Source organism: Paenibacillus zeirhizosphaerae (assembly GCF_030705605.1).
GTDB classification, from domain to species: Bacteria; Bacillota; Bacilli; order Paenibacillales; family Paenibacillaceae; genus Paenibacillus; species Paenibacillus zeirhizosphaerae.
In genome coordinates this window covers 74,791-90,083 of sequence record NZ_JAPCKK010000018.1, presented here as the reverse complement: position 1 = coordinate 90,083, position 15,293 = coordinate 74,791, and the positions used below count along the sequence as shown (strand labels likewise).

Annotated in this window: 11 protein-coding genes; all 11 read left to right on the top strand. The window is 49.1% G+C overall.

The genetic code is table 11. The annotated features are described in order from the left end of the window. The first annotated feature begins 68 nt into the window (after window positions 1–68). The 11 genes from OIN60_RS15580 to OIN60_RS15530 all read left to right on the top strand — a co-directional run bounded on the left by OIN60_RS15580 (window position 69) and on the right by OIN60_RS15530 (window position 15,086). Complete coding sequence (locus OIN60_RS15580; protein WP_305755802.1) at window positions 69–761, top strand: FadR/GntR family transcriptional regulator; 693 nt, start codon at window positions 69–71, stop codon at window positions 759–761. Beyond that, on the top strand, window positions 758–1,966 hold the full coding sequence (locus OIN60_RS15575; protein ID WP_305755801.1) for a CynX/NimT family MFS transporter: 1,209 nt from the start codon (window positions 758–760) through the stop codon (window positions 1,964–1,966). Before OIN60_RS15580 ends, OIN60_RS15575 begins: the two co-directional genes overlap by 4 nt. 979 nt (window positions 1,967–2,945) lie before the next feature. Next, a complete protein-coding gene (locus OIN60_RS15570) occupies window positions 2,946–3,593 on the top strand; it encodes a FusB/FusC family EF-G-binding protein (protein WP_305755800.1) in 648 nt (215 codons plus the stop codon). A 206-nt stretch (window positions 3,594–3,799) separates the two neighbouring features. Then, a complete protein-coding gene (locus tag OIN60_RS15565; RefSeq protein WP_305755799.1) occupies window positions 3,800–5,242 on the top strand; it encodes an amino acid ABC transporter substrate-binding protein/permease in 1,443 nt (480 codons plus the stop codon). Next, entirely contained in the window at window positions 5,235–5,963 is a 729-nt protein-coding gene (locus OIN60_RS15560) for an amino acid ABC transporter ATP-binding protein (RefSeq protein ID WP_305755798.1), read from the top strand. The genes OIN60_RS15565 and OIN60_RS15560 overlap by 8 nt, the downstream gene beginning before the upstream one ends. 327 nt (window positions 5,964–6,290) lie before the next feature. Beyond that, a complete protein-coding gene (locus OIN60_RS15555; RefSeq protein WP_305755797.1) occupies window positions 6,291–8,060 on the top strand; it encodes a cache domain-containing sensor histidine kinase in 1,770 nt (589 codons plus the stop codon). A 42-nt stretch (window positions 8,061–8,102) separates the two neighbouring features. After that, the gene (locus tag OIN60_RS15550) at window positions 8,103–8,912 is read left to right on the top strand and encodes a response regulator transcription factor (protein ID WP_305755796.1); all 810 of its coding nucleotides are present in this window, start codon (window positions 8,103–8,105) and stop codon (window positions 8,910–8,912) included. A 184-nt stretch (window positions 8,913–9,096) separates the two neighbouring features. Next, window positions 9,097–9,978, top strand: a complete 882-nt coding sequence (locus OIN60_RS15545) for an ABC transporter permease (protein WP_370872514.1) — start codon at window positions 9,097–9,099, stop codon at window positions 9,976–9,978. A 2-nt stretch (window positions 9,979–9,980) separates the two neighbouring features. After that, entirely contained in the window at window positions 9,981–10,850 is an 870-nt protein-coding gene (locus tag OIN60_RS15540; RefSeq protein ID WP_305755794.1) for a carbohydrate ABC transporter permease, read from the top strand. 13 nt (window positions 10,851–10,863) lie between these two features. Beyond that, window positions 10,864–12,435 (top strand): type 2 periplasmic-binding domain-containing protein, encoded by a 1,572-nt coding sequence (locus OIN60_RS15535; protein ID WP_305755793.1) that lies wholly within the window; start codon window positions 10,864–10,866, stop codon window positions 12,433–12,435. A gap of 2 nt (window positions 12,436–12,437) precedes the next feature. Next, window positions 12,438–15,086, top strand: coding sequence for a glycosylhydrolase-like jelly roll fold domain-containing protein (locus OIN60_RS15530; RefSeq protein WP_305755792.1), 2,649 nt, complete (start codon window positions 12,438–12,440; stop codon window positions 15,084–15,086). The last annotated feature ends 207 nt before the right edge of the window (window positions 15,087–15,293 follow it).

Genomic DNA, 15,293 nt, shown 5'->3' with positions numbered 1-15,293 from the left:
AAGTGTGATAAAGTACCAATTAACCAAACATCCTATGTTTGATAAATAGATGAAAAGAGGGTAGACACATGCTTGAGAAAACAAAGCGGCTGACGCTGGTTGAGCAAGTCGCACTGCAAATGGAAAGTCTGATTGAATCAGGCAAGTGGGCTGTCGGGATGCGCATTCCGGCCGAGCCGGAGTTGATGGCGGAGTTGAATGTTAGCCGCAATACATTAAGGGAAGCCATTCGGGCATTGATACACGCAGGCCTCTTGAAGACGAAGCAAGGGGACGGAACTTATGTCTGTTCTGCAAGCGTTTTGGGGGTTGTGCTGCAAAAACGCATTTTGCGCTCTGATACGCTGCACACGTTAGAAGTCCGGCATGCGCTCGAACGTGAGGGAGCCCATCTGGCTGCACAGCGCAGAACGAGCGACGAGGCGAATGAGCTTCTTCTCCAGCTTGAACGCTGCGAGGCGGCTGCGGCACGCGGTGATATTGATGGTTTTGTAACAGAGGATATTCGTCTTCACCAAAGCATTGTCACGGCGTCTCACAATGAAATATTGATCGAATTATACGACCATATTGCTGAGGGGTCGCAAGATTCGATTACAAGCTTGACTCGTTATGAAGCCAGTGCGGATCTCTTGGGACTGCACCGGCAGATGGTCGAAGCGATTATTGACCAGGACGCCGATCGTGCCGTGGCAGCGGTTCACCGTTATATTGCCGAATCGAAGGCTGTTCTCGAAGCCAAGGGAGAGGGGCGGCTATGAGCGTACAAAGCAATACAAAGTCAATGATCATGAAGAAGTCGTTGTCGGCGAGTTGGCCGATTATCATAGGTATTGTCCTGATCGCACTGACCATGCGATCACCGCTAACGTCGGTAGGACCATTGGCGGGCTCGATTCGTGAATCCCTTGGGCTGTCGAACACTGCGGCAGGTCTGCTTACGACATTGCCGCTGCTTGCTTTCTCGCTTCTGTCACCGTTCACACCGATTCTGGCGCGCCGCTTCGGGGTGGAACGGACGATGCTTTATGCGTTGGTACTACTTATGGCGGGTATCGCTATCCGCTCGCTCGGCGCGACAGTTCCTCTAATGGCAGGTACCGTTTTGCTGGGGCTTGCGATTGCGGTGTGCAACGTGCTCATTCCGAGTCTGGTTAAACGGGATTTTTCTCATCATGTTGGCCTCATGACAGGAGTGTACTCCGTGTCGATGAATTTATTCGGGGCGATAGCATCCGGTGTCAGCATTCCGCTCGCGCGTGATCTCGGTTTTGGGTGGACTGGCGCACTCGGAATCTGGGGAGCGCTTGCTCTGCTAGCTACGCTACTCTGGTTTCCTCAAGCTCAGGCGAGTCGCGTGTCTGCCGGGGCAGCAACTGGCGGCGCCTCGTCACGGCGAAGTCTATGGCGTTCACCGCTGGCATGGATGATCACGCTTTTTATGGGCATGCAGTCGCTCCTGTTCTATGTCTTGATCGCTTGGTTGCCCGAAATCATGACAAGCCGGGGCTTGAGTGAAGACAGTGCTGGTTGGATGTTATCGCTGTTTCAAATCGCTGCGCTGCCCGTATCGTTCATCGTTCCGATCGTTGCAGGACGCATGAAGAACCAACGTGTACTGGTCATATTCATGACTGTCCTGTTGTTTGTTGCTTTGGGAGGCCTTTATTTCGGCGGAAATGCATTCATTGCGTTATGGACAATTTTACTCGGAATTGGCGGGGGATGTGCGTTCAGCTTGGCCATGATCTTTTTAAGCCTGCGGACGAAAGACGCCCACGATGCAGCCGCTTTGTCCGGCATGTCGCAATCCGTCGGATATTTGCTGGCAGCAGCCGGACCGACCTTATTCGGTTTGCTCCATGACATCACGGCAAGTTGGAACCTTCCGCTGTTGCTGTTGCTTGCCGTTAGCGCTCTGTTGTTGATACCCGGCTTGGGTGCTTCGAAGAATCATACGGTGTAAGGGGCCTCTTTCGCAGCATGAAATCAGCAAACAGGCCTTGATGTAACTGGGCAAAACGGAGATTCACTGCTGGAGTTGACGCTGAATCAGCAGACAGCTTTTTGCTAGCTTTCTTGGAAGAAGGGGATTCGTCCCGCTCAGAGTCTGGCATCCAGAGTGAGACGGGTGTCTATAGGGTATGGTGTTATGGTGTATGGCGTTTGGTGTCCTTTACCTGATGCCTGTTGTCTCTCCATACAGCTTTGCATGATTATCCCTTTTGCTCAGACTCTCAGTCCGTTTCACATCACCTAAACGCTCTGCTTTCTTCTAAGATCGCCTCATCTCGAACCGATCTGTTGCTCCATAAGGTACGATCAAAAAAATAATAGACCCATTTGATGATCCCGAATAGCGTAACAACAGGCATTTTCGTGCCTCGCTTCGTATATTTTCGGTTCCCGGTTTTCTATTTTTCTGTACCTGATCCAACGGGATAATCATGCAAAGCTCCCGGGCAGCGAGTTCACATGCCTCGCCACAGTCAACGGGCGGCTTGACTGTCAAGCACTTAACTCAACTTTCGCAGCATGAAATTGGCAAACTGGCAAGGAGAGAATTCGAATTCCTCAGAACCCAGCAGCTACAAAGGTTTAATTGGATTTGTGCTCTGCGAAAGTTGAGTTATAAGTTTTCAGCGGAGCTGAACAATTCTATGATCGCAAGAAAAACTTCCTCTACATGCGGTCTGGCTTCTTTGAGTTGCATCGATAGACGTTTTTTTTATATACTTTCCTTATAACTTGTGATCGGGGGTTTTACCGTGGCAATGCTGAATTGCTCATTCACTAGGGAGTCCTCATGCAAAGCCTGATTTAGGGCGATACTTTGCATGGGGCGGATAGGATGGAAGACTGATTTTATCGCCCAAGCGTAATCGTTTCTTATAGCAGGCTTTGCACCTTATGATCTTTAATGAAAAATAAGGGGCTGAAGAGCTATGAGTAAACCATTTATTAAAAATCATCAATACAACGTCATTAAGAAACAAGCGGAATTTATTCAGAGCACCTTGCGAAACGTAGCAGATCAGAGAGTCCTGGACACGGTGAGGTATAGTGCCTTAACGAATATGCTTGAAGCATTTCCTGACCTGACAGAGGATCAGCAGCGGATGCTGGAACAAATAACGACCTTCGAGACGGCATACGATTTCCAAAGATATCTTGGCGAATTGGAATCATATCTGGAGTCATATCCGGCGATTATGCCGAAACAGATTGAGAAGCTTTTTCCGAAAAATAAGAAACTGAAAGTGCCTGATCTGCAATCCATCGACTTTCGATTTGTGACGTATCTAAGCTGGGTGGATATTGCCGCGGGCAGGTTATTCATTGTGTATCCGTTCGAAGGGCAGTTCATCGGGGTCGAGGGGAAAATTACGCCGACCAACAAGAAAGGATATTGCCTCTTCTGCAATCGGCATCATGAGCTTGCCTTCTTTCTGGTCAAGACCAAGCCTTCTATCCCTTCACCGGATAACTATGCCGCCATCGGCCAATACGTATGCATGGATAATCAGGTATGCAATCAGAGTATTACGGATACAGGGGCACTGGAGAAGTTCATTCTCTCCGTTCGAAAATAAAGGCTTTAACTCAAAAAATGGCTGCCTTCCCAAGGCAGCCTATTTAACTTCTGACTAGTCAGTCTTCCCCTTGCATCTTATTACATAAAAATATTCCCCCAATATATTAATGGAATGTATAATAATTACGGCTAAAAATGAGAATAGCTGATGCTACAAAGAAATTCGGGTTCAATGCCCGAAGTCGATCGAGAAGAGGAGGACATATGAAAACAACAAAGATCTCATTATTTATACTATCGCTGCTCCTCCTGGTAACCGGTTTGTCCGGTTGGGCGGGAAGTGTTGCAGCGGAGCCGAACTCCGGCAAAACGTATGTGATCGGTACCGACATTACGTTTGCACCGTTTGAGTTTCAGGACGTAAACGGAAAATTCGTCGGCATTGATATGGATCTGATGGAGGCCATCGCGAAGGATCAAAATTTCAAATATGAAATTAAACCGTTAGGCTTTAACGCAGCCGTGCAGGCGCTTGAGGCCAATCAGGTGGATGGCGTCATCGCGGGCATGAGTATCACCGACGAGAGGAAGCAAAAATTCGATTTTTCAGAGCCTTATTTTCAATCCGGCGTGGTCATGGGCATTAGTCAAAATAATGACACGATCAAAAGTTACGAGGATTTAAAGGGAAAAAAGGTAGCCGTTAAAACAGGTACAGAAGGTTATAGCTTTGCTGAATCGATTGCCTCGAAGTATGGGTTTACGATCGTGCCGTTCGACGATTCTTCCCAGATGTATGATGATGTGAAAACCGGCAATTCAGCCGCCTGCTTTGAGGATTATCCCGTATTAGCCTATGGTGTGACTCAAAACAACGGTCTGAAAATCGTCACGGAGAAGGAAGAGGGAGGTTCGTATGGCTTTGCGGTGAGCAAGGGCCAGAACCAGGAGCTTCTGCAAAAGTTTAACGCAGGTCTGGCCAATCTCCATACGAATGGGGAATATGACCGGATTTTGGAAAAATATCTGGGCGAAAATGCTGAAATGGCGCCTCCAAGCCGCTGGGAGCTTATTCAGCAGTCTTTGCCACCGCTTTTGAATGGTCTTGGGAAAACAGTGCTGTACACGATTATTTCCTTGATTTTTGCCTTTATTCTGGGACTGGTTTTCGGATTTATGAAAGTAGGGCAAAACCGCTTTCTGCGCGGCGTGGCGACTGTATTTGTTGACCTGTTCCGCGGAATTCCGCTCATTGTCCTGGCTTTCTTCATCTACTTCGGCATTCCGCAGGCGTTTGGGTTTACAATGCCGTTGTTTCTGGCTGCGATCTTGACACTCAGCTTGAATGCGGGGGCTTATATCACGGAAATTATCCGGGGTGGAATTCAATCGATCGACCACGGTCAATTGGAGGCGGCACGTTCGCTCGGTCTGCCTTACCGTACAGCGATGTTGAAGATTGTCATCCCGCAGGCCATACGTGTGATGATTCCGGCCTTTATTAATCAGTTTGTCATTACACTCAAGGACACGTCCATTTTGTCAGCCATCGGTCTTGTCGAGTTGACACAATCGGGTAAAATCATCATCGCCAGAACGTTTGCCTCCTTTGAGATTTGGCTTATGGTTGCGGTCATGTACCTGATTGTCATCACGGTGTTAACGAAAATTTCTGACAGACTGGAGGCGAAAACTCGTCGTGGGTAAAATCCGAGTTGAAGGTTTAAAGAAAAGCTATGGCTCGAATGAGGTGCTGAAGGGCATCGATGTGCAGGTCCAGGAAGGGGAAGTCGTCTGCCTCATCGGCCCTTCCGGTTCGGGAAAAAGTACGTTTTTGCGCTGTATTAACCGGTTGGAGGAGATCACAGGGGGCCGGGTGATCGTGGATGATCAGGACCTGAATGATGCCAAAACGGACATTAATAAAGCGCGTGAAAATATCGGCATGGTGTTCCAGCATTTTAACCTGTTCCCACACTTCAATGTGCTGAGAAATATCACGTTTGCTCCCATGGAGCTCGGCAAAATGAAAGAGGAAGAGGCGCACAGCACAGCGCTCCGTCTGCTGGAGCGGGTGGGCTTGGCAGATAAAGCAGATGCTTTCCCAAGTCAGTTGTCAGGTGGACAGAAACAGCGGGTCGCGATCGCCCGCGCTCTTGCCATGAATCCCGATGTCATGCTGTTCGATGAACCAACTTCAGCGCTAGACCCTGAAATGGTTGGTGAAGTGCTTGGCGTCATGAAGGACCTGGCGCGTGAAGGCATGACGATGGTGATCGTTACCCATGAAATGGGTTTTGCCCGTGAGGTAGCGGACCGGGTCATCTTTATGGACGGTGGTTTTATCGTTGAGCAAGGCCCACCGGAAGAAGTATTCGGAAATCCGAAGCATGAGCGTACGATCAGCTTTTTGGAAAAGGTGCTGTAAAGCGTGCTAAGAAGCGAGAAGACGCTTGCGAAACTAAAATCGCGGTTTAAAAAACCGATCACTGTCTGATTTCAGTCAGTGATCGGTTTTTTTAAACTTCCAGAATGCAGAGCGCATCTTTTATCACCCAGGTTAGTCTGCAAGAGGCTACAAAGCCACTCAACAGGCCATTTTTATGTTTCCGCAGGGGCATTTTTAAGATGCTGTCAAAGTCCCTATAGCTACTTTACAATGCAGGCCTTAAAATGAGGGGGAAAGTTACACCGGGAAGGGATGAATATGAAGCATATGGGTTGGAGCCACAGGATAACCTCATGGATAAAAAACATGAAGTTCCAGCATAAATTGATGGCGGGTTACCTTTTGGCTTGTGTGATTCCGCTGATAATTGTAAGCGCAATCATTTTTCGGCAGGCGGCAGTGGAGCTGGAGAGCTCATCCGAAGAATTTGCTGCTCTGTACACGTCCCAGATTAGGATTTCATTGAATAAATTCATGAAAGAATATGACCAGATTACCAAGTCCGTATTGGTCGATAACGATTTGATTTACAGGCTTGGTGGAGAGCGAAGGTTGTCGATAGACGAAATGATCCTCCAGAGGGTTACCGTACAGAAGCTGCTGATGCGTGTTGCCCTGCTGGAGCCGGAAATCAGCAGTCTGATGCTGATCAGCCGGGATAACACGGTCTATCAGTACACGACTACTACAAGCAGAGTGAATGAAGCTGCGCTCTTATCTCAGGCATGGTTTAAGCGGCTCCGCAATGCAGACGATACGTTTTTTATAACCGGGTTGCATGATCGTATGTACTACGAAGACAAAGGGGAGGGTGCCGTTGTCACCGTAGGAAGGGTGCTGCTCAATTCCGACGGCGCTTACGCCGGTGTGCTTCTGATGGATCTGGACCCCTTCATGCTGCTGCCCCTGGACAATGATTTTGTCCAGGCCAGGGACAAATATGGCATAAGTGTCGTCATAAGCAATCACCTGGGGGAAATGGTGTATCATTCCGAGGCGGCGAGCGGCCGGATGACCTGGACGCAGGTGCTGGAATCAGGCAGGGATTATACGAGGGATGCCGATCGTTCTGAGCGGATTATTTTGTCCGAGGAGACCGAATCGGGTGAGCTTTTCATCCAGACTGAAATCCCCCGGTCGAAGCTGCTGCTGAGGATTAGCAAAATCCAAGCGGTTACGGTAGTAGTCATCCTGGTGAGCTGCCTGATTATAACGCTGATCTCCATGGGATTAAGCTATTATATTACGAGGCCTATACAGGCTCTGCGCAAAAGTATGAAAAAGGCGGAAGGCGGTCAGTATGTGCCGATTCCGGATCATCAATCCAATGACGAGCTGGGCAGCCTGGTCCAAAGCTATAACCAAATGATCGTTACGATTCGGACCTTGATCGAAGACGTCTATGTTGCCGAGATCAAGCAGCGCAAAGCCAAATTGCTGGCGCTTCAGAACCAGATCAATCCCCACATGCTGTACAATACGTTGGAATCCATTCGCATGAAAGCGCTTGCCAAAGACGACGATGAGGTCGCCGATATGATCAAGATCCTGGCACGCATGTTTCGGCTGGCCTTGGGCAAGGAAGGCAGGCAGCATTTGGTGAAGCATGAAGTGCAATATACGATGAATTATTTGCAGCTCCAGAACATCCGGTTCGATCATCGCTTCAAGCTGCATATCAGGCTGCCTGAGGAAATTCAGCAGTGCAGCATCATTCCTCTCGTTTTACAGCCTATCGTGGAGAACAGCATCAACCATGGCTTTCAAGGTTATAACCAGCCGATGAATATCACGATCGAAGGCATGTGCACGGGAGATGAAGGTATTGTCATCCGCATTACGGATGATGGAATCGGGATGCTGCCGGCCAAGCAAGCGGAACTGCAGTCTCTCCTGAAGGATGCCGAGTCGGACAAGTACAGGCTGGAGCCAACGGATGAATTGGCGGAGAAAGGATTAGGCCTCAAAAATATTGCTGAACGCATCAAGCTGCATTATGGAAACCCATATGACTTGTCCTTCTCCTCAGCCTATGGAATAGGCACGACGGTCGAGATTTATATCCCCAGAACTTGAATCAATCCTGTATGGAATAGGTAAGGGAAAGGGTGAGCTGAAATGAAGATGATGATCGTGGACGACGAAAAAGGCATTGTGGACGGACTTCATAAGATGATCGGCCGTTACGTTCCCGAATGTGAGATGATCGGCGCAGCCTACAATGGTCTGGATGGATTCAGGCTGATTCTGGAACGGCAACCGGACATTGTGATAACGGATATTCGCATGCCGCAGGCAGACGGCCTGGAGATGATCCGGATGCTGAAGGATGAGGCCTGTCATGCCCAATTTATTCTCTTGAGTGGCTATGCGGAGTTCGAATACGCCCGCAAAGGCATGCAGTTGGGCGTTCAATTCTACATCAACAAGCCGGTGGAAGAAGAGGAGCTGCAGAACTGTGTGTACAAGGTGATGGAGATCATTCGCTCCGAACGGGCCAAGCAGCAAGAAGTATACAACTTAAAGCTGCAGGTGCACAACCGGATGGTGGAGAGTGCATTTCGAGATCATATGGATGCTGGCGGTGATAACCTTCCCCGAAAGAAGGATATCATCACGGAGATTAAGGAGTATGTGTCAGAGCATTACAGCGAACCGATCAGCCTGGCGGATTTATCTGCCCGCTTCTTTATCAATCCTTATTATTTGAGCCAACTGTTCAAGCAAAAGACGGGGGAGACTTATCTGAGCTATCTGGCACAGACCCGGATCAATAAGGCTAAGGAGCTGCTGATCAGGACGGACTTGAAGGTCTATGAGATATGCCAGCGGGTCGGTTACTCCGATACACAGCATTTTGCCCGCTTATTTGAGAAACTGACAGGCTGCAAGCCCAGCGAATACCGTAAAAACCCGCTCAGACAGTAAGCATGATCCGTCCTTTCGCCGATTCACAGGCGGGAGGATTTTTTTGTACAGCTAAAAAATGACCCTGTGAAAACTATAAAACGTCCCTTTGTGCGTTTGGACTCCTGAACTTATAGTGAATGTAAGCGAATACAATAAGTGCGCACAGGAGGGATCAAAATTGCAAAGCAGTTATGATCATCGTATGAAGATTTATTGGCCGCTGTATGTGATGGCGGTTCCGGGAATCGTTTTTCTTATCGTATTTAAATTTATTCCACTGGTTGGGGCCGTCATCGCCTTCAAGGACTATTCGGTTTTCCAAGGGTTCATCGATAGTCCCTGGGTAGGCCTCAAGCATTTTGAGACCCTGCTTCACCATCCAGACTTTGTCCGCGTGTTCGGCAATACACTGATGCTGGGATTTTTCAAGCTTGTATTGATTTTCCCGGTGCCTGTTCTGCTGGCGCTGATGATCAACGAGATTCGAAAATCGGCGCTCAAGAAAGGAATCCAGACCGCTCTGTACATTCCGCACTTTTTATCCTGGGTGATCGTTGGCGGTATTCTCTTTGATTTGTTTTCGTTAAGCGGTGTGTTCAACATTGTCATGGGGTGGTTTGGTCATGAACCGGTGCTAGCCATGCAAGAAAGCGCATATTTCCGGCCGATTTACGTGCTTGCTTCGATATGGAGGGATGCCGGATGGGGGACCGTGGTGTATATGGCCGCCATTAGCGCGATCGACCCGCAGCTTTATGAATCGGCGATGATCGATGGCGCCTCCAAATTCCGGCAAATCCGCCACATTACGTTTCCGCTTCTTTTGCCTACCGTGCTGGTGCTGTTCTTGCTCGAAATAGGCAATTTTATGGATCTTGGCTTTGATCAAGTGTATAACCTGCTCACTCCGATGACCTATAACGTAGGAGATATCCTGGATACGTATGTGTTCCGGGCCGGCATTCAGCAGGGGCAGTACAGTTTTGCTACGGCGGTAGGGCTGTTTCAATCGGTGATTGGTTTTATGATGGTGTACACCTTCAATAAGCTGTCGAAAAAAGTGTCGGATGGGGGGCTATGGTAGGTATGCTCGAATCGAGAGGGGAAAAAGTATTCGGTACGGCAATCACAATCTTTCTCATCCTGTTTTCTATCATCGCACTCGTACCGCTCCTGTCCGTAATCGCAACCTCGTTCAGTTCCAAGAGTGCTGTGGACATGAACCTGGTAACGTTATGGCCACAGCAATTTACGTTAGACTCGTGGAAGTATATCATCGGCCGTCCCGACTTATGGAAATCATTCTTCCTGACGCTTGGCACGACGTTAATCGGAACGGTATTGGCACTTTTGCTGACTGCCCTGTTTGCGTACCCGCTGTCGAAGTCCGAGTTCCGCTGGGGTTCCGTCATTATGGTGGGGGTGGTGATCGCTATGATTTTTAAAGCGCCTATCGTGCCTTACTTCCTGACGGTCCGTAGTGTTGGCCTTTATGATAATCCGTTGGTCCTGGTCATACCCCATGTTCTGAATCCATTCAATTTAATCATCATGAGAACGTTCTTCAAGCAATTCTCCAAGGAATTGGAGGAAGCAGCCTTGCTTGAAGGCTGCGGGTATTTCCGCATGCTGTTCCAGTTCGTGCTACCGCTATCCAAGGCCGTGTTAGCAACTCTTGCTTTGTTTTACGGTGTGGTGCTGTGGAACCAGTTTCAGCATCCGCTGTTCTTCCTGCAGAACCCGGACTGGTTTCCGCTGCAGATCAAGATCCGGCAGTTCATCACCGACGGCAACGTGATTATGGCAGGCGCCCCATCCACGGTTGATCTTAATTATAACGAGCGGACTTTAAGAGCAGCGACCGTTATTTTTGCGATCATCCCGATCATTCTGGTGTATCCTTTCCTGCAGAAATATTTTGTCAAAGGAGCCATGATCGGCTCCGTAAAAGGTTGAAGGAGGAGAAAATATGAATTTCAAAAAGCTCGGATTATTATTAGCGGCAGGTATGCTCGCGCTTAGCACTGTAAGCGGTTGCAGTGGGGGCTCTTCTGAAGGTTCATCTGCTGACCAGAGCCAAACCTCTAACGGAGTAGTCGATATTGAAGTATGGGGCACCAACATCGGATATCAGCCGATCGAAAAAGGCAGCAAGCTGTATGAATTTTATAAGGAAAAGCTTGGCGTGGGTGTCATCCATCCGTATGTGGAATGGAACGGGGGTACCAACTATCTGAATCAGCTAAACCTGAAAATTGCTGCTAATGAAATGCCGGACCTGTTCATCCCCCAGCAGGGCATTGAAGACAGCCTGGCCAAGAACGGTGCGATTGCGGATTTGACAGAACTGCTGCCTAAATATGCACCGAATGTATGGGAAGCCATTCCGCAGGATATGTGGGATGTGGTCAAGGCGAACGACCCTACCGGTCAGGGGAGAATCTATTATATCCCCGGTGTGGTGGACTACGGAAGATATGCCGGCATGATCCGGCAGGATTGGCTCGACAAGGTGGGTCTGCCGATGCCGAAGACCCAGGACGAATACGTAAAGATGCTGGAGGCATTCCGGGATCAGGATCCCAACGGCAATGGCCAGCAGGATGAGCTTCCAACCGGCGGTCGGGAGCAGGCTCGCTGGATGGATCATTTGTTCGCCATGTACGGGGTAGCTATGTTCGAAGGCTACCCGGAGTGGGACATTTACGATGGCGAGCTGACGTATTCCGCAGTGACTCCGAATATGAAGGCGGCCTTGGAATTCGTCTCTAAGCTGTACAAGGAAGGCTTGATCGACAAGGAATCGCTTTTGAACACGAAGGATAAATGGGACGGCAAGATTCAGTCAGACAAGGCAGGAAACTATTTTCACTGGGTAGAGCATGGAAATTTGATTTTAGAGAATCTAAACAAAAATACGGGCGTAAAGGCTGATTTTACTGTACTGCCCGTGCCGGAAGTTGAGGGTTATGAAGGCTTCTACACGATGAAAAGATTTGCGCCTCCGCAATGGGTCATCAAGAACAATAAGGATGAGAACAAGCTGATGGCCACCCTGAAGCTGCTGAACAACATGTACGACAAGAAGAATTGGAAAGATCTGTTCCTGGGTGTGGAAGGTATGCATTATACGATGAAGGACGGTAAAGCCGTCAAGCTTCCTGATGACAAGAGCAGTCAGGAAAATCAAATCCTGAATCCATATTCAACGTTAGCCACACTTGATTTTACCATCGATCTTTTCAATAGTACTTCATCAGAAGACAGCAAATGGGCGATTGATCAGGTCACCCGAAATATGCAGGAAGCCCAGAAATATGCCAAAGTCATTGCCGGTGACGGGATGCCGGCCAGCGTATACGACGGTTTCCCGGACATTAACAATCGTACTTTATACGTGGAATATGCCACCAAGATTATCATTGGCCAATATCCGATCAGCAAGTTCGACGAATTCGTCGATAAGTGGTACCAGTCGGGTGGCGAAGAAGTGACGAAGCGGGCCAGAGAATGGCATGCCAAAGTGAAGAAGGGGCAGTAATCATGAGAAGTCGTCTACAAGATGTGCTTGAAGGTCAAGAACAAAATTATATTCTTCCTTTTCTCTGGCAGCATGGCGAGGAGGAACAGGTGATTCGGGAAGAGATGGCCCGTGTGCATGAGGCTGGTATCGGGGCTGTGTGTGTGGAATCCCGGCCTCATCCTGATTTTCTGGGACCGAAATGGTGGATGGATATGGACGTTATTATGGAGGAAGCTCGGACTCGCGGCATGAAGGTATGGATTCTTGATGACGATCATTTTCCGACAGGACACGCGGGGGGCAAGGTGAAGGAGGCCCCGGAAGAGCTTCATCGCATGTTTTTGGGTGAACGTTATATCGATACCCTCGGTCCTGCCAAGGGAGCATCTCTGCTGCTCGATACCTTACTGATGTGCGGGCTGCGGCCGACGATCTCGTTGACTCAGCACGCGAGCGGCAAAAATAAGCTGGTTTCAGCGGTCGCGGTCCGCCGCGACCCATCCCATGGAGCATTGCTCAATGACTGTGTCGATTTAACTGATCTTGTGCAGGACGGTATCCTTTATTGGGATATCCCTGAAGGGTACTGGCGGGTTTTTATTATTTCCGAAAATAAGCATGGCGGCAGTAAAGAGCAGAAGGATTATTTGAACCCGTTGGATCGGGATTCAGTTCGCATTTTGCTTGATACGGTATATGAAGCTTTTTACGAACGGTACAAAACGGATTTCGGAAAGACATTTGCTGGTTTTTTTTCAGACGAACCCGGATTCTACAATGATGAGCAAACCTTTGACTTCAATTCTAAACCAGGAAAACAGGGCGTGGCGCTGCCGTGGAGCCGGGAGATGCCGGCTTTACTTGAAGCGGCGTTAGGCCTGGACTGGCGCAAGCTTGTATACCTTCTCTGGCAGGATGCGGGAGAACCATCGAATATTGTGCGGTACACCTATATGAATATCGTCAGCAAGCTTTATGCGGACTATTTCTGCAGCCAGATCGGAGCATGGTGCAGAGCGCGCGGGGTAGAATACATCGGGCATGTGCTCGAGGACAACAACGTTCATGCAAGACTTGGTTCCGGCACCGGACACTTCTTCCGCTCGCTCTGGGGGCAAGATATGTCGGGCCTCGATGTGGTGCTGTGGCAGATCGTTCCGGGTTTTGATGAATTGTCCTTCCGCCAGCCAACGGGGGAGACGGATAGTGAGTTCTACCACTATGGCCTCGCTAAGCTTGCTGTGTCGCTTGGGCATATCGACCCGAAAAAACAAGGCCGGACGATGTGCGAACTGTACGGGGCATACGGCTGGACGGAAGGGCTAAAGCTGATGAAATGGCTCACAGATCATATGCTCGTGCGAGGTGTCAACTATTTTGTTCCGCATGCCTTTACCCAAAAAGCCTTTCCGGATCCGGATTGTCCGCCACATATGTATGCTGGCGGGAGAAATCCGCAATACCGTTACTACAAGCATTTAAATCGATATATTAATCGCATCAGTCACCTGATTTCAGGCGGAAGGCATGTGGCGGCCGCAGCCGTTCTATATCACGCTGAGGCCGAATGGTCCGGGGAATCGATGTATTTTCATAAACCTGTGAAAAAATTGATGCAGCATCAGATTGACTGTGACGTTTTGCCTGTCGATGTTCTTTTGGAAGCGTCCAGTGTGAAAGACAACAAGTTGTATGTCCATCGCGAGGACTACAAGTGTCTGATCGTGCCCTATTCTGAAGCGCTTCCGGTGGCAATGCTGCGGCGTTTGATCCAGTTTGCCGAACAGGGATTACCTGTTCGTTTTGTTGACGGGCTGCCGGTCCGATCGAGCGAGGGTATAGATGTTTCTGCCGAGCTATCTTGTCTTGCCAAGCATAGAAATGTTACGGTTGCACCCCTGGAGGAGTTGGCGAATGAACTCATTGCAGACGGACATTGCGATATCATCGTCGAAACATATGAACCTTATCTTCGTAACTATCGTTATCTTCATGAAGGTTTGGATGTTTTTATGTTTTTTAACGAAAGCCCACATCAAACGATTCGCACGAAGATGGTTTTGCCTGTCGAGGGTGATGTGTATGCTTATGACGCCTTCCTGAATCGTTTGACCTGTTTGCATGCATCCGAGAGGGACGGTGCGATAACGGTCGAGCTTGCCCTGCATCCGTATGAATCCATCGTGCTGCTCCATGGAGCTGCCCTTGAAGGATATACTGCTGCACCGCTGCGGTATGCAACGGCTTCGGATTTTGAGCTTGAAGGGGAATGGACCATATCCATCGCTAAAGCTGAGCAATATCCTTATTTTCAGGAATGGGGCCGGCGGGCGGCTTTAACGAATATGAGCGGCCCTGATGGCCTGCCGCGATTCACGGGCACCTTCCGTTATGAAATGGAATTTGAGTGGGATGAATCCGCAAGCGAGGTTCTGCTCGATTTGGGTGAGGTCTATGAGACGGCAGAGGTATGGTTAAACGGTGAGCATGCTGGTGTCCGCATCTGTCCGCCATACATCCTGAAGATCAACGGCTCGCTAAAGAAGGGCACAAACAGGCTGGTCATTGAAGTTACGAATACGTTGGTGAAGGATCAGTGCGATTTCCTTTCTTCCTTTGCACAGCAGGAACCCAGCGGACTTATCGGCCCTGTTCGGGTGATCCGATGAGTTACATGGACCATTAAGTCCTTTTTGCGTTTGATTCATATTCAGTTCATAAATGTAAGCTACCCTCTCTATATCCAACGTTTCAAATCACTTCCAATCGCGCGCAGTGCGCCTGTGGCCGGTGCACTGCTGGCTGACAGCGTCCGTTATACTATAGCGACTGTACTTACTTTTACTATGGGGTATATTATGGGATATCAGCGTTAC

Bases quoted from the DNA above. Each gene is read 5' to 3' on its own strand.
- OIN60_RS15575 (WP_305755801.1), top strand. From the start codon at position 758: ATGAGCGTACAAAGCAATACAAAGTCAATGATCATGAAGAAGTCGTTG.
- OIN60_RS15570 (WP_305755800.1), top strand. From the start codon at position 2,946: ATGAGTAAACCATTTATTAAAAATCATCAATACAACGTCATTAAGAAA.
- OIN60_RS15565 (WP_305755799.1), top strand. From the start codon at position 3,800: ATGAAAACAACAAAGATCTCATTATTTATACTATCGCTGCTCCTCCTG.
- OIN60_RS15545 (WP_370872514.1), top strand. From the start codon at position 9,097: ATGAAGATTTATTGGCCGCTGTATGTGATGGCGGTTCCGGGAATCGTT.
- OIN60_RS15540 (WP_305755794.1), top strand. From the start codon at position 9,981: ATGCTCGAATCGAGAGGGGAAAAAGTATTCGGTACGGCAATCACAATC.
- OIN60_RS15530 (WP_305755792.1), top strand. From the start codon at position 12,438: ATGAGAAGTCGTCTACAAGATGTGCTTGAAGGTCAAGAACAAAATTAT.
- OIN60_RS15580 (WP_305755802.1), top strand. From the start codon at position 69: ATGCTTGAGAAAACAAAGCGGCTGACGCTGGTTGAGCAAGTCGCACTG.
- OIN60_RS15550 (WP_305755796.1), top strand. From the start codon at position 8,103: ATGAAGATGATGATCGTGGACGACGAAAAAGGCATTGTGGACGGACTT.
- OIN60_RS15555 (WP_305755797.1), top strand. From the start codon at position 6,291: ATGAAGTTCCAGCATAAATTGATGGCGGGTTACCTTTTGGCTTGTGTG.
- OIN60_RS15535 (WP_305755793.1), top strand. From the start codon at position 10,864: ATGAATTTCAAAAAGCTCGGATTATTATTAGCGGCAGGTATGCTCGCG.